Raw genomic sequence first — 22,455 nt, 5'->3', positions numbered from 1 at the left:
GCCTGTATCATGAATATTTTAAGCCCGTCCCTGAGGCTTACCGCCCTTTCCGGAATGGCGCTTGGGGCTTATGTTTTTTCCCTGAGGGCTTGTCTTCGAGGGATGCTGTGTGCCGGGGGCTACTTTCTTATGAGGGGCCTTGACCAGTTCTTTTTGCATTTTGGGCCTGATCGATGGCTTTTGTTCAGCCTCTTTCTTCTTTACGGACCTTAAAAGGTGCTCTTTAGATTTTAACGGAACGAACTCTGTGACTTTTAGAGTCCTCCTGCGTACGTCCTTTTTTCCGCCCTGCTCCGCATAGAGCGCGATGGCTGCGGCTGCGATGTCATCCGGCCGGTAACTACCCTTGAGTTCCCTCAATATCTTAAAATATTCATCGCTTATGCCGTCTGTTATCATTTCTTTGATCCTTTGTTTTATTTCCGAGCTCTCTAAGTTCATGTTGAAAATTCCACCCATTATAAGGCGTAAAACTTGTAAATAGAATTATACCTGATATATGCTATTACTAGCATTAAGATAAGTTAAAGTTATGGTCAAAATCAGCGAGAATTTTGAGCACGTTCATCGCTAAACCGGGCAGTCCTGCCATCCTGAAGATGACGTGCATATGAGGGACGATAAGGCTTTGAAAATATGCCGGCCATAGTTCATGGAACCAGATATGACATGCCTGATAGATGTCCTCAATCTATCGAAGCTAAAGGGGATATGATCAACAGGATAAAGGGATCATATTAAGACAGTAAGGGATGTGGAAGGTGAAGTGGACTCATCGTTATGCGATAAGCCATTCACCCTGGAGAATATCTTTTAGGATCAACTTATTGGAATGGTTTTCTTCTTGGTCTCTTCCAGTTTCGGCATGACTATCTCCAATACGCCGTTATTGAAAGACGCTTTGGAGTTAGAAAAGTCTACACCTGTCGGTAAAAGGATAGTCCTGTAGAACCGGTCATATGCGCGTTCGCGCTTTATGTATCCCTCTTCTTTGACCTCCTTCTCGACCCTCTTCTCGGCGCTGATCTCCAGTGTGTTGTCCTGGACGTTGAGCTTTATGTCTTTCTTATCTACACCGGGAAGATCCGCGGTCACTACGATCTCGTTCTCCCTTTCAAGCACGTCCACATAAGGGACCTGGGCGGACTCGGTACTCGGAAGCATCTCTGAAGGCTCCATCAGCTCTGGCATTTCACCTAGAATTCTGCTCATTTTATATTGCATCTTTCTTAATTCGTCAAACGGATCCCAGATGTATCTCATACTTTTTCCCTCCTAAGGGTTACTAATTATAGGTTAGTATTGCATATATTTATAATTTTCTCGGATATTGAATGTATGAAAAGGCTAAATCCGAGTTTTTTGGATAAATGAAGCCAATAATATACTTTATCAACCTGTGAGATCATACCCTGTCAAAACATCAGTAATCTTTTCAAAGAGTTATATGGTTCCCCCGGAGAGATCATTTTATGATCGATCTTATGCCAGTAGATTTTTCTGCACGGATATCCGTCATCGGCAGGGAATAAGTTCCGGTATGCATTTATACATACCATATAAATATAATAAACAATGGATGATGATCTTTCTGTCGAGATGGAGCCGGTAGAAGACTTGTTTGGAGGAGGCTCCAGGACAAAGCACGTTATTTTAAAAAGAAAATATGCAACGCTATCCCACTCAGTGTTCTCTTGCCCCGTATACGATAAGATCTCGCCTAACAGGGACTATCCTTACGAGGGCATGTACTCCATCATAAAAAACAGATACTGGAAATTTATAGATACGATCGCGACCGGCCTGAAGGTAGAGAACAGGTATGTGAAGCTCGAGCCGCTTTCCGTGAGAGCTTCGCCGTGGGTATGTGATCACATTTATGGAGCCGATGACGGCAGGTTAAAAGTGTCCTATTATCTTTATGACACGGACGGAGCATCGGGAATAGTAAATGCCTCTATCCAGGGCTTTGAAGGGAAGGATACGGCCATCATTTTCCAGCCATTTTTTGACATAAGGTTCATGTATGACGGTTCTGCTCCGGGGTCCCATAAGCATGGCATGAGCTCCGACATAGTCACCGTAAGTAAGGATGAAATTTCATCCTGTATTTTTGCCGAAGGGTCGGAAATTATCGAATCCAGGACTGAGATCGACTGGAAATATAAGCTGGGTTCCGGGTACAGGGCGAAGATAGACGGAAATATAACGTTTGTGCCGGAGACCAGGACGATACTATCGTTATACGAATTCGAAAAGAAAGGAAGATCCGCTTCGCTGAGATTTTCATGCGCCGGCAGCGAGCGGGATGCTATCAGGCTTATTAGACAGGATAACGATAAAGGCCCGTTAAAAGACCTGACAGATGCAAATTCCATAAAAAGTAAACTGTTCAGCGACCCGTTGCCTTCAGATCATGAAAAGGCCATACTTGCAAGGGCAATAGCGATGACGAAGTTCGGTATGGAAATAGACGGGCATGTTTTTCAGGAAGCGGGGGATTTCTGGTTTAAAACGGTCTGGTTCAGGGATCAGTTCGAGGGGCTTCTAAGTAACTATAACACCATAAAAAAGATCAGTGGAACTGACGATATTAAACGCATACTCCTGAGGTCTTATGAGCTACAGGATGCGTACGGAAGGATCCCCAACCTTGTATCGCCTCGCGAGACCGGCCCGCCGCTTAGCTATAACAGTGCCGATGCGTCACTTCTCGCTTTTATCCTTGCCGGAAAAGTGGTCCGGGATACAAATGATGATGAGCTGGCCAGAGAATCGGCCTCGGCGTTTTCAAAATACCTGAGGGGCGTGACCAGGTCGACCCTGGCACCGGACGGTGCACCGATAGCCGGGCAGAAAGGCCTCTTAAGAGTTCCGTCGTGGCATTCGTGGACTGACGGGAGACGGGACCTTGACGGATACAATTTGCCGATCCGGGTCAATGAGGCATGGGAAAAAGAACTCATCAGCCTGGGCGCAACTGAGGAATTGAACCTTCAAAAATTCCTGCTGCCGGAGATAAACGCTCAATGGATAAGGGCACTGGAATCCGGATGGCTTTTCAGTAAATTTATCAGGGATTTCAAGCTGAGTGACAGGTGTAAGATGTTCTATTACAAAGCCCTGCGCTCTTATAAGCCCGTATTTTTTAACGCTAAAGGAGGGTATATTTACGATCTGGTGACCACAGACGATTTTGTGCTCGGCTGCAGGTCAGATGACACCCCTGGCTCCCCGGGTGTGGTGGCAGCATCCTTGCTCGGTATGGATGTGTTCACATTAAGGGAATTAGAGAGCATTTCGAGAATTGTAAAGGAAAGACTGCTAAGGACGAAATGGAGTATCCCGTTCGGTATCGTCGTGAAATGTTCCGGCAGGAACGTATATCTCAACGACAGCGAATACCATGAAGAGGTGGTCTGGCCGAGAGACACACCGTACCTGATAAGGCTTTTAAGACTGACCGGGGAGAAACGGTTGATAGATGACCTGCTCTTATCGAACCTGATGCACCAGATGGAAGAAGCATTCGTTTTTTATAACGGTGAGATATTCAGCTGCGATCATGATCTTGTGCCCGTAAAAAACCCGGTCCAGTGGTGGTCGCAGTGGGTGGACCCATACCTGGAAAAATACGCCTGACGCAAGGCATGCACATTTATTTTATATATTAAGCCATTTTTTTGCAAATATAATATAGATAAGTCAACTATTTGCTTCTTAATTCGAAACATGTTTATATACCCATAAATAATAAAGGATAATACTGCATTACCCGACCGCTTGCTTATATGGTTGTGAAGTACAATATATAATAAAAGGCCGCCCCCGATATTTCGGTAAAGGTCGCCTCGCGAGGCATAGGCTTCACCAGCATATGGATCGGCCGTACAGTGAGACAACTGTTGATTTAGACCTTATAGTAGAGAGGTTACCAGTAATGAAAGCATGTATTTTGTGCGGTGGCACGGGCACAAGGCTTCGCCCACTGACATTCGAAAGACCTAAACCCAGCATACCGATCATGAATAAGCCATCGGTCGGCCACCTTGTAGAACACCTGTCCAAGAATGGCTTTAACGAGATAGTGATGACGCTTGGCTATATGGGAGAGGTCATAGAGAATTATCTGGGCGATGGTTCTCTGTTTGGGGTTGACATTAAGTACGTTTATGAGAAGGAAAAGATGGGTACGGCGGGAAGCGTCAAGAACGCCGAGAAGTACCTGGACGACACGCCTTTTCTCGTCGTCGGCGGCGACCATGTTCTAAACCTGAATTTAAGGGAGCTATATGATTTTCATAATAAGTCGTCCGGCATGGTAACGATATCGCTTTTAAGTATAGACGACCCGAGAGAGTTCGGCATAGTCGATCTTGACAATAACCACGTGATACACAGGTTTAAAGAAAAGCCCGGACCGGGGGAAATATTCTCAAACCTGGCATCGACGGGCATTTATGCGCTAAGCCCGGAGATCCTGGACTATATACCCAAGAGAAAGTATGACTTCGCAAAAGACCTTTTCCCGAAACTGCTGGAAGAGGGGAAGACCATCAGCGGATGGCTCGCCAGAGGACAGTGGACAGACGTCGGTAACCCCAGGGCTTACCGTGAAGCCCAAAAATGGATGCTGGAAAACATGCCGGGCACATATATCCACGGCAGGCTTCTTGTGGAGAACGCTAAGCTCAACGGCCCCATGGATGTCGGCAATAACGTATCGGTAGGTAAAAATTCCGTTATCGTAGGACCCGTCTATATCGGGGAGAATACGGCCATTGGCGATAATGTGCTCATAGGCCCGTACACGTCGATAGGTAACTCATGCCACATAGGTAATGATTCCCGCATACTGTCGTCATATATCTATGACGGGGTCAAGATAGGCGCAGGATGCTCCGTATCAGGTACCATCATGGACAACGACATCACGGTCGGCAAGAACTGTATCCTCGAGAACGGCACAGTGATAGGACCCAGGACAATGATCGGCAACGATGTCACAGTACATTCGGACGTCAGGATATGGCCGGAAGTCGTCGTGCCTGCGAACACCAGCGTCAAGAAAGATTTCGTCAATGAAGAGTTCGAGACCGACGTAAGCGGATCGTAATACGAGTCGACTGCCGATTTTCTTTATTGAAGATCGGCAAATAGTTTTTTATATTTTATACCAGCAGGTTTTTTAGTTAATGTTTTTCATTATTTCTTTCGGATGGCAGGTAGATACTAACCTCACGTATATGGAACGTAAACATCGATCTTTTTAAGGTTGACCGTCAGGAACATCTTATTATCCATCGCATCCTGGGCGACTATTCCTTTTGCGATCCCGTTAGATGCGGTTATCAGGACATGGTCCCCGCAATGTGCGCCAGGTATGTTGACCGAGAACATCGGTCCCACCCTCTTTCCGCTATCATCATATTTTGAGGCTGCTGTGATAGGACCCATTGGCCTGTCATTCACATACACAAAGAGTACGGAGTCCTCGGCAGGACTGTCCGAGTAATATACATCCCCGGAGACTTCCATAACATCAATGTCAAGGTCGACATTCAGGTCTTGCGAGGATAGTGATACCCTATCATACTTTTCACAGAGGACCTGCCCGCAATCATGCTTTACAGTAATGTTAAGAGTCTCATCTTCATCCGGGGCTCTCAGGACGGCAGTATAATTAGCTCCATCCACCAATGCATCTACTCCGTTGACCGATACTGTGATATGTTCATTTGTCCAGGGATGTCGTCCGAATGAATCATGGCCATAGATCGTGCCATTGATAACATAGTTAACCTGGTCTTCGGGGAAGTTAACAAAAAGGTCTACAGATCCTGAGCCTGTCATGGGCGAAGAGTCGGTAACCCCATATCCGTTGTACGTCACGGTGGCGTTGATCAGCGTATCATTGTTCACGAATGGAAGATCGACATAATAAATGCCGCAGTCATAATACTTCGCATTTAATCCATTGACAATGACATCGGGAGCGCCGCTGTAGAGTGGATCGCCGCCGGCATTAACATGAACATATACAGGGACAAGGCCATACATACAGGCATCCTTTGCCATGTATAGAGAAGGAGAGAGAAGTAATACTATGGCGAACAGGATAAAAACTCGTACACGGGATATGCCCGACCTCCGGTTAGTCAGCATACGAAAGTATTATTATAATTATATTAATATAAATATTTCTGCCTTATTACTTGACCCTCAATGCCCTTTTATACTTTAAGCGGGATATTTTTAGATACACGATGGAAGGACGACGATATGGAAAGTCTTGAAAAGATACTCGAAAAGATGGGCCTTGACGATGACAGTAAAGAAGTATTCTCATACATGGCAGTCCGTCGCCGTGCCAGTCTTGAAGATATCTTTAACAACACGAACCTGTCAATGGCAGCCATATCAAAGGCTGTGTACACCCTCATGGGGAGGGGCGCGATAAAGAGGGAAGGACAAATATTATTAATGGATAATATACAGTCATCGCTGACGAATTTATTATCAGCCAACATCGAGGACATCAATTCGTCGATAGCATCATACAGGCAGTCAGCTGTCACGATCTGCGATACAAAAAACACTTCCATAGAGGTCGTACATGACGATGTATCCGCAGTCCCGTCATTCACGGCGGGAAGGATCGCATCGGCCTCGAACTCGGTAGAGATAGTGACCCGCTCGCTTACCTGGCTGGACGGAGAAACATTAAGGGCGATACAGGAAGCATCAAACAGAGGTGTCCTCATACGGGTAATAACATATCACCAGCCTGAACTCGAAGAGGGCATAAAGGCGCTAAAAGATGCGGGTGTGAAAGTCAGAAGCCATGAGTATTCGAGAGACGTAAGGTTCATCGTCGCTGACGGCGAATTCGTAGCCTTCGCCATACGTGAGCCTCCGCGCACCACCTCGTCATCATATTTCGGGCTCTGGATAAACAGCCGCGACGCATGCTCAAAAGTACTGGAGCACATATTCGAGCCCGCATGGCAGGAAGCTGAAAACGTATAAATTTTTTCCTGGAGCTCATCAGGCTGATAGAGCCATATAAAACAACGAACCCATACTCTATCTGACAGACCACTAAAACTATTTTTCCGCTTATTATCGGTATTCAGGTCATTGACTACGAAATTTCCCGTACCTTTAGCCATTTTTAAATAATCAAATATTATACATATTATTATGAGACATCGTAATATCCCCGGGACATTTGCTATATTGATCATAATCGTGACGATCCTTTTTTCCGGATGTATGGGCCAGGAATCATATACGGACAAGAGCCCTGGCATTTCATATGACGGCGGCAGTTCGGCGCCTTATCCGGCGCCGGACACCAGCAAGGGAAGCGAGACACTTACAGGGTCGACCTCGCAAACATCGACAGATTACGGTAACGCGTATACTAACATAAGCGACAGAAAGGTCATCATGACCGCGACCGTACATATCGAGACGGATAAGTACGATAATGCGGTAAACAGGGTCAGGGAGATAACGTCGGGCTACGGAGGGTACATCGAATCATCAAGCACGTACCTTTCGGATAATGGAAAGCATACGACGACCATCACGATGAAAGTCCCGCAGTCTGCGTTCGAGCCTGCGCTTGCACAGGTCAAGACACTGGGTAAGGTCCAGTATGAACAGTCCTCCGGACAGGATGTTACAAAGCAGTTCATAGACCTGAACGCACGCCTGAAAAACCTGAAGCTGGAAGAGGAAAAATTGAACGAGATAATGAACAGGGCCATGACAGTTGACGATGTCCTGCAGGTGTCGAAGGAACTTTCAAGAGTAAGGTACGAGATAGAGCGCACCACTGCCGAATTGAACTATTTGAGCGCCAGAATAGATTTCTCGACCATAACGGTAAAGATCATGGAACCTGAACCGGTAGTATCCTATGACTGGGGCATAGACGACGCTTTCCGTGAAGCTGCCAGGGCTTTCGTGTCGATGCTGGGCGCGCTGGTCGTGCTGACGGGCTATCTGATACCCATAATATTATACATAGCGATAGGACTGGCAATATTGTACCTGCTCTTAAAGATATCGTGGCAAGTTTACAAGAAATTCATTAAAAAGAAATAAAGGCTAAGATCCGGGATCATGCATGAGACATCCCGGACTCATTTATTTTTTTTTTAATTTTACATCTCTTCCAGTGCCTCTATGCCCAGCATCTCAAGTGAGCATGCGAGAGCGATCCTGGCGGCATCGACAAGAGCGAGCCTTGCCTCGCGAAGCTCAGGCTCGGCGCTCAATACTGGGACGAACCGATAGAACTGGTTAAAAGTCTCGGCCAGTTCCCTCGCATAGGTCGCGACGATGTGGGGCTTCAGTTCGTCTGAGGCGGTTTTTATCACATAAGGCAGCATCGCTATCTTTTTAACAAGGGCTGCTTCCTCTTTTTCCTTGAGCATGCTCAGGTCATAGTTCCCGGGTTTTGCCTTATCCAGTATGCTGCACGTCCTCGCATGGGCGTACTGTATGAACGGGGCGCCCTGCTTCTCGAAGTCCAGCGCCTGCTCCCACTTGAAGGTAATAGTTTTTTCGGCGGCGACACGTATGATGTCGAACCTGACCGCCCCTATGCCCACTGCATCTGCGATCTTGCGCTTCTTCTCTTCCGGGATGTCCTTCCTGCGTTTATCCACTTCAATATATGCCCTTTCGACCGCCTCTTCCAGGAGGTCGTCCAGGTTGACAACGACGCCTTTACGCGTCGACATCCTTCCCTCGGGCAGCGAGACAAATGAATAGAACACTATAGAAGGTGTCTTGTTCACGCCAAGTATCTTCAGCGTGGCTTCCAGCCTCTGCATGGCCAGTTTTTGGTCCTCGCCAAGAACATTGATAGCCTTATCGCAATTCGAAAGCTTCCATATGTGATAGGCGATGTCCCTTGTGGTGTAAAGTGAGGTCCCGTCCGAACGCGTCAGGACGAACTCTTTTTCTATACCGAACGATGACAGGTCAAGCATGAGAGCGCCGTCCTTTGTCCGGGCATATGGGGTCTTTGAGAGTTCCTCGACCACCTTATCGACCGAGCCGTTCTTTACGAACTCCGACTCCCATACGAAATTGTCATAGAATACGTTCATCTCCGCAAGAGTCATCTTTTGACCTTCGAGACAGATGTTGACCACATTTCGGAACTTTTCCGTTATCTCCGGGTCGAGATGCTCGTACCTGTTCAATATCCCGGAGATCTCTTTCTCGACAGCCTCATCCGACTTCATGCGCCCTGTCGCTTCGCGGTAAACCTCTACGACGGCATGGTCCGGCTTATCCATCTGGGGCGCGGGGAGAGCCTTTGGGTCAAGATTATCATAACCCCATACGATCGTCGCAACCTGCTTACCCATATCATCCACATAATACTGCACTTCGACGTCGTATCCGCCGTTCCTCAAAATGCGGGCAAGCGTATCGCCTATGACAGGATTCCTGCCCCTTCCCACGTGTAACGGGCCTGTCGGGTTAGCGGAGGTGTGCTCGAGGATGACTTTTATGCCATTATCCGGCAGCGAGCAGAAAGTTTTGCCTTTTTCAAGGACATCCTCCACTGCATCCTTTACGTATATATCGTTCGCAAAGAAATTTATGTAAGGGCCTATAGTCTCGATACGGCCTATGTATTTGCCTTTATTATCGATCCTGGCGACTATCTCAAGGGCTATGTCGCGCGGGTTTTTCTTCAGCTCCTTGCCCAGCCTGAACGGCAGGGACGAGCTGACGTCAGCATGCTGTGACTCTCCGAGATACATATCGTCAGACTCATATCCCGCCTTTTTGACAGCTTCCCCCATTACGGAATTCACTTCATCGATGAACTTCAGATACATCAATATACCTCTTCATACCCCTGTCTTATATCTCAAAATGGCCGCGATGCCGCCGAACGCGTTAAAGAGCTGCTCCCCTTCCTCAAAGTCAGTCGATATGAACTCTACCTGAGTGTTCATCTGGTCTGAAAGTACCGAAAGCTCCTCCACGACGTCGACCTTATCAGCTATGCTTAACGAGGACTGGCACTTCGGACATTTGTCGGATACCGTGGGCGTCTCCCCCGGCCTGTACTTGATCGTGCTCGTCTTTGTATAGTCGCAGTTCTGGCACTTTATCGTGATACGGCTTCTTCTCAGGTCTTCAGATAAAAGCAGCACTTCTACCGAGCCTAACTGAAGGTTTTGACGGACTGAATCCTCACCATATGCCGCCAGGCCGTTATCGCTTACAAGCTCTTTCATGAAGCGCTCCATGAACTTCTTCTCCTTCATGACGTCAAGCCCGGAAAGCACTTCGCTCGCGGCTTCCATCAGCTCAGACAGCCCTGACTCGTCCGTGTATGCTATGTCAAAAAGCCCCATGATCTTCGGCTGGAGCTCGTGGTGCAGGTATTCTCCCTTAACGAATTCCTCTTTCGAAGGGGTAGGCCCGCCTATGAGGATGCCCTGAAAGTCGTTACGGTCCACGGTCAGGAAGATGTCGTTGGCCGAATCACCTATCCTCGTGTTAAAATCGTTGATGGCGATGAGCCTTAGCTGCTGGAAACGATGGGATGACTGACCGCCTTTTCTCTGTTTGCCGGGGACAGTGCTCGTCAGATGCCTCATGGGCGTGATATGCTTACCTTTTAAAAGGCCTATCGTAGCCTCACGCCTGTCAAGGACCAGAAGGCCGAAGGTCTTTTTGTCGACCAGCATATCTTCCAGCTTATCTAACTCGAAAGCGCTTCCGCACCGGTATGAAAAGGATGTGATCACCTGTGGCGGCTCGACCACTATGGTCTCCATGGCCGTCTTATCCCCGCCGATGGATATGGCGCCGCAAAATATGACCATTCCGTTCTCTGGCGGCTCTTTGTAATATTTAAGCCTGGCCAGGATCGATTCAAGGGCGCTCTGCACATTGGTCCTTGTCGATTTGGATTTAATGTTGGCCGCGGACCCGTGCTCATCTCTCAGATAAGCGACGATATCCGATATTCTCTTTTCGTGAGGGATATATAACGAGACAAGCTCGGTCCCCTGACCCTGCTTGCTTCGAAGTTCCTCAAGCTGCCTCTTAAATTCGTACTTGTGTTTTGCTTCTTCTGACATATGTGATTATCCCGGTAAATTTTATATTCATGTTACTTGATCGGCCGTTTATATGCGACCATTTAACATTTAATTCGTAAAGATTATAAAAATCGCAAAAGCTATCGGCCGTATACACTGATCGGATCGGCCGTCCGCTAATCGTTGTTGACGATCCCCGTTAAGACACCGCATGCTGATTCATCCACTAATAAAATATGGGTACACCCCTTGAATGATTCACGGTGCCTATACACATCTCTGTCAATTTACTGACATTATATATATAATTTTCGCAAATCTAAATGTGAGTCCTGTACCGGGAAAATTAAAGGAGTTCTTTGGAGATTCATGGGATTAATGGGCAAATTTTTATACTTTGACCGCCGGGATAATATAAAATAAAACAAATGAATCTGGGATTGGGAATGGACAGTCAAAATGACAGGCAGAAGTTAATGGATAACGCCCTCATGGGACTTGAAATAGGAATATCGGCCATGATAGCCATATTGTTCCTCATATCCCCGATAACTGAAGAAGTATTTGCGGCCGCATCGATCCTCATAGTATTATTCTGTATAATCGTCTCTTTTAAGCTTTTTATCTCGAACAGAGATAGAGATCTTAAGAATATGATAAAAGGGCTGATGTCCAGCCTCACCATCTGGATGGTCGTGATATTGATAGAGGTGTTTTTTACATCACACTTTAATATCCAGTACCTCATGCCCGTGTCAGAAATTTTAATGCTGGCAGGATATCTGCCATTGATATACTATGTCCATAGATTATTGATCGATAACAGGGATAGATTTGACGGACGGCTGGACAGGAAGATCATTCCGGGCTACCTGTTCTTGATCCTTGTGATACTGTATTATGCGTCCAGTAATATTATTCCGGTAAAAATTTCTTATTTTGATACTTTATTATTGATATCCTATCTTATAGCAGGGATCATATTTCTCGCCCTATCGACAAAAGCCTTGCTGGGCCGGCTGGAATACAGGATAAAATATTTCCTTGTGATATTGACAGTCTTTATCTTCCTGAATTTTTTAGGCGATGCGTTAAATCTCATCGAGGTGCTGAGAGCAGTAGACACAGGAGGGCTTCCTGCTACATTCTATAGTCTTGGGATATTATATCTTACATTATCACTTCTAGTATTTTCATTTAATAACAGGAATACTTCTCTGATCGATGATATGAGCAAGAAGTTAAATGACACCCAGAGGTTTACCAGAGACCTGATGAGCCAGTCTCCGGACGCTGTCTCCATATTTAATAATGACGGGAGCATGGTGTCAGTGAATGATTCTTTCCTGAGGATATATAATGTCACAAGGCATGAAGTGGAGGGAAAATATAACCTGTTCACGGACTGGAAAGCCCTCGGATTATCCTCGGGATCGCAGGCGGAAAGCCTAAAAAAGGGGAATATTCTGGCGTTAGAGAGATGTAAACCGGGGATAGGAAAGTTCAAAGGGGGAGATTTTTACTCTTCTCTAAAGATATTCCCGACCTATGACTCTGATGGCAGGATGTCAGGCTATGTGGGGATATCAATGGACTTATCGAATAACGTCGGCCTTGAATCAGATATAAGGTGCGCCCATGATAAGCTTAGGGATGAATATGAGCGAAAGCTGGAGTTCACCGGCATTGCTGCCCAGGAGCTTAAGGCCCCGTTGACGCCGATCCTTGGATGCCTGGACAGAGTGAGATCTGAGATCAAGGATGAATCCCAAAGGCAATACCTGGACATCATCGAGAGGAACGCTTACAGGCAAAAGAATATCATTGACAGGATGGTCGAACTATCCAGGCTCGATAATGGAAAAATAAGCGTAAGATATGATGATGTCGATCCCTGCGGGCTGGCGAATGCCATACTCGGCAACTATAGCACATATAAGCGCACCACAGTAAACGAGATCCCGTCCGGGACCATTATAAGGACGGATAAAGAAAAACTTCACAACATACTGGACAACATGATCTCGAACGCCATGAAGTACAGCTATGACGGAAGTAAGGTATCGATAGGCCTCTATGAGCAGGGACCCGAATACATATTTTCAGTCAGTGATACGGGGCGAGGTATCCATCCCTCTGATCTTGAACGTATCTTCGAGAGGTTCTATATCGTAGATGCAAACAACGATAAAAGAGAATGCGGCAGGATCGGCCTTGGGCTGGCGCTAGTAAAAGGATATGTTCAATTGCTGGGCGGCAGAGTATGGCTGGAGAGCACTCCGGGAGAGGGCTCTACATTCTATTTCAGTATTCCGAAACATAATGATTTTTAAGGTCGTTAGAAAACCTTTTGTGATATAAGAATGTATTCAAAAGAATTTTTTTAGACATAATTCTATTGCTATGTCCCGTTAATTCCTGTTATATTATATCTTCTTTTTCACCACAAAGGCGAAAAAGGAACACAAAACGTTAACCACAAAGGGCACAAAGGGGCACAAGGGTACACAAAGGACTTTTTTAGAAGGTTAACATATACTTAAAAAAATTTGTGGACCTTCGAGCACTTGGAGCCCTTCGTGGTGAAAAATAGTGAACCTTTGTTGCCTTTGTTGTGGACTTGATCAAAGATAAACTAATGCACACACGATAGAATTCACTGGACACACTAAAAAGAGATATCAGAAAATATTAAAAAGAAAGAAAAAAGTGGAGATCATCCACTTTATTCGATAACGTATTTGCCAACTAAGCGTATGCTGGTGTTCTTGTCCGGGCCGATCGGTGAGCCTGCGACTATCTGGGTTACACCCATGCCGACGAGGTTCTTGATCTTCTCGTTGAGCTCGGCCGGGCTTCCGTATATCGAGAATGCCTCGATCATTGCGTCGTCTACTGCGCCGAACGCGGTCTTGAAGTCACCCTTTGCGAGACCTGCCTTGATGGTGTTGACTGCGTCAAGGTTAAGGCCGTGCCTCTGGAGTACGGGTACCGGGGAGCCTGCTGCGATGAAAGCGACGACCGGCAGAACTGCCTTCTTTGCCTTCTTGCTGTCCTTGTCTATTGCGAAGCAAGCGTATGCTGCAATGTCGAATTTCTTGTCGCCAGCGGTCTTCTTGACTATTGGTACTGCATACTGGAAGTCCTTCGGGTTTGATGCGTTGATCAATACACCGTCACCAATCGCACCAGCGGTCTCGAGCATCTTTTCGCCCTGTGCGCCGATGTAAATGGGGATCTTCTTCTGCTTGGGCTTGTATGCGAGCTGTGCGCCTGCGAACTTGAATACCTTGTTGTCCGGGGTGCTTACTGCCTCTCCTGCCCAGAGCTTGCTGATTATAGATACGGCTTCAGTAAGCCTTGCGACCGGGGTCTCCATCGGGATGCCGATCTTCGGGAGTGTGCTCAGGTCACCAGGGCCGATACCGAGGGTAGCCCTACCGTCGGATACCTCGTCGATCGTGCAGATCGCGGATGCGGTGACTGCCGGGCTTGCGGTAAATGCGTTGGTGATGCCCGGACCGAGCTTTATCCTCTCTGTCTCAGCTGCTATGAGGGCCAGCTCTGCGAATACGTTGCGGTTGTTATAGTGGTCAGTTATCCACAAAAAGTCAATTGCGTTCTGTTCTGCGTACTTACAGTACTTGATAAGTTCCTTGGTTGGAACGTTCGGAACAAACTCAATGCCGAAAGATACCATAAATTATACCTCAAGCAATTATGTATTAAGCTACTTATTTAAAAGAATATCGGTTTTTACTTATTTGAAAAAAATTTGATAGATGTACCCCGGGATCAATACACCATATCGGGTAAATATCGTGAAAGGATTATATATTCAGTACACATTTCCCAGAAAAGTATATATAACCCTTAATTTTTCTAATTTCATGCAACGCTAATGTAATTTACAGATCTTCAACTATCGTCGGCCCTGCACTGGTGCCAATTCTAGAAGCGCCTGCATTTATGAACTTATTCGCGTCCTCCAGCGTACGAATGCCGCCCGATGCCTTTATCCTGATTCCAGGAACTTCGGTTTTAATTAATTCCACATCTTCAAGCCTTGCTCCGGACGGGCCGTATCCCGTAGACGTTTTAACAAATGCTGCCCCGGAGTTTCTGACAAGTTTGCTCGCCTGGATGATCTCATCCGGAGTAAGATAGCATGTCTCGATGATGATCTTTACCGTCGCGTTTCCCGATGCTTCCACTATCCCGGATAGTTCGCTCGCCATATAGTCGAGCCTTCCGGATTTTAAGTAGCCTATGTTGATGACAGCATCGATCTCGTCAGCCCCGCTCGCTACGGCAGTTTTAGCCTCGAAGGCTTTTGTATGATATATTTCCGCCCCGAACGGAAAGCCGACCACTGAACATACCCTGACCCCGCTCCCCGATAGCTTTTCTCGCGCCAGCGGCACCCAGCATGAGGCCACGCAAGCCGATGCGAAGCCGTACTTTATGGCCTCGTCACATAGCTTTAAAATATCCTTTTCGCTGGCATAAGGCCGAACGTTCGTATGGTCGATGTACTTTGCGAGGTCTTTTTTATCCATATAGAATATTACTCTTTTTAAAAGGCGATAAATATTATGCGAATTAAGACGGCCGATAATAATTCCATACATACAAGAAAATAAAACACCTGCATAGTTTTACCATAATGGCTCGACAAACTGCTCGATGATCTAAACGTTTTTTTAAAAAGAAACATTGAGATAAAATTGAAATACTTACTTTTAGACAGCATTGACCATTGACCCGCGGCCTTAAAAACATGAGGTGTGTTCTGATCACGCACTTATGTTTTCCAGCCCATCCTTGATCATCTCATATATCTCAGGGTCTATATCAATAGCCTTATTTATACACTGTGCGGCTTCATCATTGTTCCCGAGTATGCTCAATATCAGGCCCTTACGATACCATGCTCCCGCGTGGCGCGGGAATATATCTATTGCCTTATCAAAGCAATCAATAGCCTCCGGATATTTTTCAAGTTTCGCCAGAAGCACGCCTTTTGTATACCACACTAGCTCGCTGTCAGGCGCGAGCTCGATGGCCGCGTCATAATTCTCTAAAGCTTTCGAGACATTTCCTATCCTGTCGAACGCCCATCCCCTGTAGAACCATGCTTCCACGAATTCCGGGAACATTTCGATAGCCCTGCCGAAGATATCAATAGCGTCCTCGTATTTTCCTTCCCGGACCAATACCCTGCCTTTTCCATAATAAGATTCCGCCATTCCCGGATCGATACGTATCGATCTGTCATAGCACCTGTATGACTCTTCAAAATCCCCTATTATCGCCATTGCCTCGGCCTTGCCGCGCCATGAGCGGGCACTATCGGGGTTTATCTCAATGGCTTTATTAAAAGAGCGAAGAGCTGCATGAGACTCGCCAAGTATCAATTCGTATGAGCCCTTAAGGTACCATAGCTCCTCGTTAAAAGGCTCGACCTCCAGGGCTTTTTCAAGGCATGATATCGATTCGGTCAATTCCCCGGTCCTTGCGAGAGCCTGTGCACGGCCCCGCCATGCCTGGATATGCCGGGGATTCAGACGTATCGCATTAAGGCAGGCCTGCGATTCATCCTCGGACATGTCAAGCTTTCTGAAAAGAAGGCTTTTACTATACCAAAACTTCGAGTTATCCGGAGATATTCTTGTCGCATACTCGAAACATTCGAACGCTTCTTCAAGCTTGCCGAGTTCCATGAGCACCAGCCCTTTACAATTATATGCCTCACCGTACTCGGGATCGGCCTTAATAGCCTCGTCGAAAAATGGTATGGATTCGGGCATCTTGCCCAGGCTTACCATCTCCAGGCCCCTGCTCAATAGCTCGCTCGCACCGGGGCTCTTTTTATCCCTCTTTTCCTCAACATCGCTCATCGGGAACTCAACGCCCTGATTTTTCATCCTTTTAAGTTTTTATATTACTCATCGGTGGTTAATAATTTTCCTATCGGGAATTCTGACGATAAGTTTTCGTTTTTCAAGAAACGATCAATGGACCCTAAAAAAAGTAACATAAAAAATATATTCTATCCCTGTGTTTATTGATGGGGTATCTGTATGACCGAACAAATCTACATCGATGGCAAGTTCTACTCAAAAGAGAACGCTAGGATATCGGTTTATGATCATGGATTATTATATGGTGACGGTGTCTTTGAGGGTATACGGGCATATAATGGCAGAGTATTCAGGCTGGACGAGCATATCGACAGGATGTACGATGGTGCGCGTGCCATATGCCTTGTGCCGCCATTGAGCAAGGAAGAGTTTAAAGAGGCTATACTGGAGACGTTGAGAAGGAACGATCTCAAGGACGCTTACATAAGGCCCATTTTTACCAGAGGCGTAGGCGACCTGGGCCTGGACCCGAGAAAATGCCCGAAGGCCGGAGTCATAATCATTGCAGTAAGCTGGGGAGCCATGTATGGCGACCTGTATGAAAAGGGACTGACAGGGGTCACCGTCAGCGTCAGGAGAAACGCTCCCGAGGCGCTACCGACCAATATTAAATCGCTTAATTACCTGAATAACATCCTGGCGAAGATAGAGGCGAATGAAAAAGGCGGCGACGAGGCCATCATATTCGACATCAGAGGAAATATATCCGAAGGTTCCGGAGATAACATATTCATCATAAAGAATGGCAGAATAAGGACACCGTTCGTACAGTACAACCTTAACGGCATTACCAGGGGAGCTGTGTTCGAACTCGCCGAGAAACTCGGCATATCCCTGGCTGAGGCTAACCTTGGCTACTTTGACCTGTATACGGCGGATGAAGTGTTCGTGACCGGCACTGCAGCGGAGATCGCTCCGATGACCAGGATCGACGGGCGCGTCATAGGCGACGGAAAGCCGGGCCCGGTAACAAAGAAGTTAATGACTGCCTATACGGAGCTTACCAGGACAACAGGTACTCCGATCTATAAGTGAAAGACGAGATAGGAAGGTCGGGCGGGATAGTCGCCCGAACCATGATTTTTTTTATGGTTTTTTATAGCATAAATTAGCGTAAGCAAGAACTTGTCCGTTCTAAAGTAATTTTTACAGGATAATTATCGTTTAATATGCAAATGTTTAAGGATAAATCGCTTAAGCCTTTCCTAACTTTTGATACTTCACAGATATTAACATTCATCAGGGTATAGGACCCGACTAAAGTATAGCGATCATTTAAGCCATACACTCCCAAAAACCGGGCCCCGGAGAGGTAATGACGCAGCCGGTGTTATACCGTTATCAGGGTGAAAAGGTAGCAAAAAATTTCCCCTCTACCCCAAAAGACCTTTTTCCCTTAATGCCATAACATCTCTACCACGGTTCCCAAAAGGTAAGAAACGGCGCTGAACCTTCTTCACGGCCCATATATTTTTTATTTTTTGTCTTAAAGAGGTATAAATGCCCGTGTTTTAGTTAGATCAGCGATTCTCTGCACTCTAAAAAAATTTTCATTTACAATGCATAGCAAACTTTTTTTACAGTAATATCTAAATGTTATTTTCTTAAATAGGATAAGGTGAATAATGTATACCAAAGGGCTTATGCTAATACCCCGCAAAGGTTTATGTTAATGCGAGACCTTAAAGCGTTGGAATATAGTTTTTCAGGTATGAACCTATACAGCATCATCAAACGAGTTCAATGCCGAATAACATGACCATCAAGCCGAAGATAAAGCGTGGATGAAATACGATGAACGACTATCTTGCCCTTGCACCGATAATACTGCCTATTCTTGGAGCCCTGGCCACACTCATCATAGGAAAATATTCAGAGAAGGTCCAGGACATCTTTCTGGTATCATACTCCATTTTCCTGTTCATCATGAACGCCGCATACCTGGTTTTGCTGGAGAACGGCAGGATCGAGCCTTTGTCATACGGGCCGATATTGCTGGATGGCGTGGGCATGGTGATCACATGCCTCATATGCTTCATAGGCACGCTCGTGATCTTTTACTCGTTCTCATATAAGGATAAGAAACATTACGATAATACTTATTTCATCGCATATTTACTCCTGATAGGCATGATGTCGGGGCTGGCCAACACATATAACGTCATCGTCATGCTCGTTTTCCTCGAGGCGGCGACAGTGATAAGCGCCGTGCTGATATTGTTCGGCAGGACAAAGAAGGCGATAAAAGCGACAATGGTGTACCTCGCGATAAGTATCGTTGAGGTGATACTTGTCATATACGGGTCTTTCATCCTTTTCATACAGGGCGGCACGCTCAACCTTCTTGAACTTAACACGTTTAATATCGCCCCCGGCGACCAGTTTTTGCTGGCAATGCTGTTCTTCTTCGGCTTTGGCACAAAGGCAGGTCTCATACCGCTTGGTCTCATATGGCTTCCGTCAGCCCATGCCGAGGCGCCGCCCCCGATCAGTGCCACGATGTCAGGCATACTTGTCAAGTCAAGCGTCATAGCCGTAGTAAAGGCTATCTACATATTTTATCCCATGATAGGGTTCGGTACTATAGTGCTAATAGTCGCCGGCTTCGGCATCCTGAACATACTCATCGGCGTCATAATGGCAATATTGCAGGAGGATATTAAGCGGCTTCTCGCATACCATACGATCAGCCAGATCGGCTACATCATAGTGGGACTGGGCATCGCGACGCCTGACGCCGTGTACGGCGCGCTCTTCCATATCACGAACCACATGCTCTTCAAAGGATGTCTTTTCCTTATCACGGGAGCTATCATTTTACGCATAAATAAGAGAAAGATCCACCAGATGGGCGGCCTTTTAAAACAGATGCCGCTGACCGCGATCTGTTTCCTTATAGCGTCTCTGGCCATGTCCGGTTTCCCGCTGCTGAACGGGAGCGTAAGTAAGGCCATACTTCATGATGCCGCCATCGAAGCAGGCTATCCTCTGTTTGCCACGCTAATGACGATAGGCAGCGTATTGACGTTTTTATGCCTGATACACGCGTTCTATGTGATGTTCATGGGCAAGCCGGTGGAAGAATTTAAGAACGTGTCAGACCCCCCGGCATATATGATGATCCCGATACTCATACTGACAGGGCTTTGCATAGTGCTGGGCTTATACCCGGACCTATTGTCAGGCGTTCTGGAATACTCGGCCCATATGCTGTCCTCTATCGCACGCCCGTGAGGTCATATCGATGGAGGATGCTTTAGCGGACATAAAAGACGTTCTAAAAAAGCGTATAGGCGGCCTGTATAAAGAAAAAGTGGTCTTTGTAGGGGTCGGTAACAGGATGCGCGGGGACGATGCCATAGGCCCGGCGCTCATAGACATGATAAGCGATAATGTGCCGCACGCCATAGATGCGGAAAACGTACCGGAAAATTTTACGGGAAGGATAAAAAGGATCGATCCTCAGGCGATAGTTTTCATAGATGCCGTCCACTTCGGGAACTTTCCGGCGGGATATACAAAGATAGTGGAGATCAGCGAAGCAGGAGGCTACGGCCTGACGACGCACAAATTCTCGCTGGACATGGTAATGGAATATTTGAAAGAAGAGACGGGCGCGGACGTATTCATGATAGGAGTACAGCCGGCTACGATATCCGATACTGAGGGGATATCCCCGGTCATCGAAGATAGGTTAAAGGCTATTTCAAGATCGATCAGTACAATTTTTAATAATGATCTTTCTTTGTAGCGTCATAGTACGTTGCATGTGTCTGGCATTCTGTATGCATATGAGAGAATGCCTGAGAACATAATGAATTTTCATCCTAAAGACTCAACGTTTCTAAAAAATCTTTAAGACCTTTGAGATAAAAATTGATTATTTCCCGTGAAGCAATTAAGAGTTAAAGGAACAGGAAACTGGGAAAAATCATTAAACACGGATTTCTATGACGCTACATATGAAACAGATCGGATCTTATATGCACGTCAGCGAACATCAAAGCCAGTATATCCTGACTTGTCTATGTCCTTTACCTTTACATCCCTTACCCGGGACGTCATGGGCCCGTTCTTGACGACCTCGAGCAACTTATCCACCTGATGCTCATTACCTTCCATTACAGCATGTACTGTGCCATCGCGCTGGTTCTCGACATACCCTTTGACTCCCAGCATCACCGCGTTCTTTCTGGTAAACGCACGGAAGCCGACTCCCTGCACTCTTCCCGATACTATGACGTCGATGGCCTTCATATTTCCTCAAAAAGAATGAAGAGGATAGTTAATATCCTCTACGGTAATTTCTGTATCCAGGGTGCAAAGTTCCCAAGACCTAAAGTCTTGTCCGTCTTATCCATAGACTTCTTAGCATCCTTCTCGATGCCCATCATAGCCCTGATACAGTCAACGTTCTCAGGTATCGCATCGGATTCCTGGTGTATTGCCTGGAAAAGGTTGACCTCGCCGGAATCGTCGACAGAGACGGATTCTTCCCATATGCAATTCTCCATCATGTCGTTCCTGGGCCTTCCCAGCTCCCTGCCGAACTCCATGACATCAGCCGTCGATTTTATGTTCATCCAGGACGGGATCAGCCACAGCCTCGGATACTGCTTAAGCGTCGATACCACTTCATCCCTTGAAGGAGTGACCTTCAGGTTCATGTTGACATAGTGCATGTGCATAAGTGTCGTCGGTAGCTTTACAGCGACAGTGTCGATCTTTATGTTCGGAAGCACCGTGTTAAGGTCCGGTCCGTGGTGGGAAGGCAGCTTTACGGGGTCAGGCACTATAGCGTTTATAGGTCCTCTCTTTACGTCATTTGGATCGCCGCCGCGCCTCATCATCGTTGCCCGGACTTTCTTTACGCCGAATCCCTTGTCAAGGGCGTAAATGAGCCTTGCCAGACCGGTTGTGTTACAGGATACTACCCTTACGAACTGTTTGCCGATGGCTTCGTCATAGTTGCATACCGCGTTGAAAGAAGTGCCTGCCAGCTCGTGCTCTTCGCCGCCCTGGAAGATCGCTTTCTTTCCCAGTTTTTCGTATAATGGCTTATTTTGCTCGCCAATGCCCCCGGGGGTACAGTCGACTATTATGTCGGCCTTTTTGATCATATCTTCGTTGGATCCGGCTATCTTTATCCCGGCTGCCTTGAACTTCGATTCGGCTTTCGCGGGGTCGACCGGATAGATGTCGATGCCATTTTTCGCTGCTACGTAAGCATCATAATCAGGCTTAGTCTTGGCGACTCCGATGAGCGCCATATCATCCTGGCGCATCACTGCGGAGGCGACTCTTTTTCCAATTGTGCCATAGCCATTAATGGCCACTTTTACTTTATCTGCCATGGAAGTACCTCTTATATTAATATTAAACAGGTTTCATATTATATTTTACGAAAGAGGTATCACTTTTTCATACCATATAATAAAAAG

General features: G+C 46.5%; 18 protein-coding genes. 8 read left to right on the top strand and 10 right to left on the bottom strand.

Annotated elements, in window-relative coordinates; all coding sequences use genetic code 11:
• Window positions 1-18 precede the first annotated feature (18 nt).
• Entirely contained in the window at window positions 19-441 is a 423-nt protein-coding gene (locus tag CUJ83_RS05630) for a hypothetical protein (RefSeq protein ID WP_230741307.1), read from the bottom strand.
• Window positions 442-819: 378 nt separating this feature from the next.
• Window positions 820-1,263: an Hsp20/alpha crystallin family protein gene (locus CUJ83_RS05625; RefSeq protein WP_230741306.1), complete on the bottom strand. Its 444-nt coding sequence runs from the start codon at window positions 1,261-1,263 to the stop codon at window positions 820-822.
• A 312-nt stretch (window positions 1,264-1,575) separates the two neighbouring features.
• Here CUJ83_RS05625 and CUJ83_RS05620 point away from each other — a divergent pair, with 312 nt between their 5' ends.
• Both CUJ83_RS05620 and CUJ83_RS05615 read left to right on the top strand, forming a co-directional pair.
• Entirely contained in the window at window positions 1,576-3,642 is a 2,067-nt protein-coding gene (locus tag CUJ83_RS05620; RefSeq protein WP_230741305.1) for a glucosidase family protein, read from the top strand.
• A gap of 298 nt (window positions 3,643-3,940) precedes the next feature.
• Complete coding sequence (locus tag CUJ83_RS05615; RefSeq protein WP_230741304.1) at window positions 3,941-5,116, top strand: nucleotidyltransferase family protein; 1,176 nt, start codon at window positions 3,941-3,943, stop codon at window positions 5,114-5,116.
• 122 nt (window positions 5,117-5,238) lie between these two features.
• On the opposite strand, the gene CUJ83_RS05610 is transcribed toward CUJ83_RS05615, so the two are convergent.
• A complete protein-coding gene (locus CUJ83_RS05610) occupies window positions 5,239-6,165 on the bottom strand; it encodes a hypothetical protein (RefSeq protein WP_230741303.1) in 927 nt (308 codons plus the stop codon).
• Between the two features lie 117 nt (window positions 6,166-6,282).
• On the opposite strand from CUJ83_RS05610, the gene CUJ83_RS05605 reads away from it, so the two are divergent.
• Window positions 6,283-7,029: a TrmB family transcriptional regulator sugar-binding domain-containing protein gene (locus tag CUJ83_RS05605; protein ID WP_230741302.1), complete on the top strand. Its 747-nt coding sequence runs from the start codon at window positions 6,283-6,285 to the stop codon at window positions 7,027-7,029.
• A gap of 174 nt (window positions 7,030-7,203) precedes the next feature.
• Window positions 7,204-8,115 (top strand): DUF4349 domain-containing protein, encoded by a 912-nt coding sequence (locus tag CUJ83_RS05600; protein WP_230741301.1) that lies wholly within the window; start codon window positions 7,204-7,206, stop codon window positions 8,113-8,115.
• A gap of 59 nt (window positions 8,116-8,174) precedes the next feature.
• Here CUJ83_RS05600 and argS read toward each other — a convergent pair whose 3' ends face one another.
• Window positions 8,175-9,872 carry an arginine--tRNA ligase gene (gene argS, locus CUJ83_RS05595; RefSeq protein ID WP_230741300.1) on the bottom strand — a complete coding sequence of 566 codons (1,698 nt, stop codon included), beginning with the start codon at window positions 9,870-9,872 and terminating at the stop codon, window positions 8,175-8,177.
• 12 nt (window positions 9,873-9,884) lie between these two features.
• The gene (gene prf1 / locus CUJ83_RS05590) at window positions 9,885-11,129 is read right to left on the bottom strand and encodes a peptide chain release factor aRF-1 (RefSeq protein ID WP_230741299.1); all 1,245 of its coding nucleotides are present in this window, start codon (window positions 11,127-11,129) and stop codon (window positions 9,885-9,887) included.
• A gap of 407 nt (window positions 11,130-11,536) precedes the next feature.
• On the opposite strand from prf1, the gene CUJ83_RS05585 reads away from it, so the two are divergent.
• Complete coding sequence (locus CUJ83_RS05585; RefSeq protein WP_230741298.1) at window positions 11,537-13,423, top strand: sensor histidine kinase; 1,887 nt, start codon at window positions 11,537-11,539, stop codon at window positions 13,421-13,423.
• Window positions 13,424-13,815: 392 nt separating this feature from the next.
• Here CUJ83_RS05585 and CUJ83_RS05580 read toward each other — a convergent pair whose 3' ends face one another.
• The 3 genes from CUJ83_RS05580 to CUJ83_RS05570 all read right to left on the bottom strand — a co-directional run bounded on the left by CUJ83_RS05580 (window position 13,816) and on the right by CUJ83_RS05570 (window position 17,017).
• A complete protein-coding gene (locus CUJ83_RS05580) occupies window positions 13,816-14,790 on the bottom strand; it encodes a 5,10-methylenetetrahydromethanopterin reductase (RefSeq protein WP_230741297.1) in 975 nt (324 codons plus the stop codon).
• Between the two features lie 208 nt (window positions 14,791-14,998).
• On the bottom strand, window positions 14,999-15,649 hold the full coding sequence (deoC, locus tag CUJ83_RS05575) for a deoxyribose-phosphate aldolase (protein ID WP_230741296.1): 651 nt from the start codon (window positions 15,647-15,649) through the stop codon (window positions 14,999-15,001).
• A gap of 237 nt (window positions 15,650-15,886) precedes the next feature.
• Window positions 15,887-17,017, bottom strand: a complete 1,131-nt coding sequence (locus CUJ83_RS05570; protein ID WP_230741295.1) for a tetratricopeptide repeat protein — start codon at window positions 17,015-17,017, stop codon at window positions 15,887-15,889.
• Between the two features lie 156 nt (window positions 17,018-17,173).
• On the opposite strand from CUJ83_RS05570, the gene ilvE reads away from it, so the two are divergent.
• The 3 genes from ilvE to CUJ83_RS05555 all read left to right on the top strand — a co-directional run bounded on the left by ilvE (window position 17,174) and on the right by CUJ83_RS05555 (window position 20,765).
• A complete protein-coding gene (ilvE, locus tag CUJ83_RS05565) occupies window positions 17,174-18,049 on the top strand; it encodes a branched-chain-amino-acid transaminase (protein ID WP_230741294.1) in 876 nt (291 codons plus the stop codon).
• A gap of 759 nt (window positions 18,050-18,808) precedes the next feature.
• Entirely contained in the window at window positions 18,809-20,248 is a 1,440-nt protein-coding gene (locus CUJ83_RS05560; RefSeq protein WP_230741293.1) for a complex I subunit 5 family protein, read from the top strand.
• A 10-nt stretch (window positions 20,249-20,258) separates the two neighbouring features.
• A complete protein-coding gene (locus CUJ83_RS05555) occupies window positions 20,259-20,765 on the top strand; it encodes a hydrogenase 3 maturation endopeptidase HyCI (protein ID WP_230741292.1) in 507 nt (168 codons plus the stop codon).
• Between the two features lie 239 nt (window positions 20,766-21,004).
• Here the strand turns inward: CUJ83_RS05555 and CUJ83_RS05550 are convergent, their stop codons facing one another.
• Window positions 21,005-21,271: an acylphosphatase gene (locus CUJ83_RS05550; protein ID WP_230741291.1), complete on the bottom strand. Its 267-nt coding sequence runs from the start codon at window positions 21,269-21,271 to the stop codon at window positions 21,005-21,007.
• A gap of 38 nt (window positions 21,272-21,309) precedes the next feature.
• The gene (locus tag CUJ83_RS05545; RefSeq protein ID WP_230741290.1) at window positions 21,310-22,368 is read right to left on the bottom strand and encodes a type II glyceraldehyde-3-phosphate dehydrogenase; all 1,059 of its coding nucleotides are present in this window, start codon (window positions 22,366-22,368) and stop codon (window positions 21,310-21,312) included.
• Between the last annotated feature and the right edge of the window lie 87 nt (window positions 22,369-22,455).

It is taken from the genome of Methanooceanicella nereidis (genome assembly GCF_021023085.1).
GTDB classification, from domain to species: domain Archaea; phylum Halobacteriota; class Methanocellia; order Methanocellales; family Methanocellaceae; genus Methanooceanicella; species Methanooceanicella nereidis.
The sequence above is the reverse complement of the archived record's forward strand: the minus strand, read 5'-3'. Positions and strand labels throughout refer to the sequence as shown.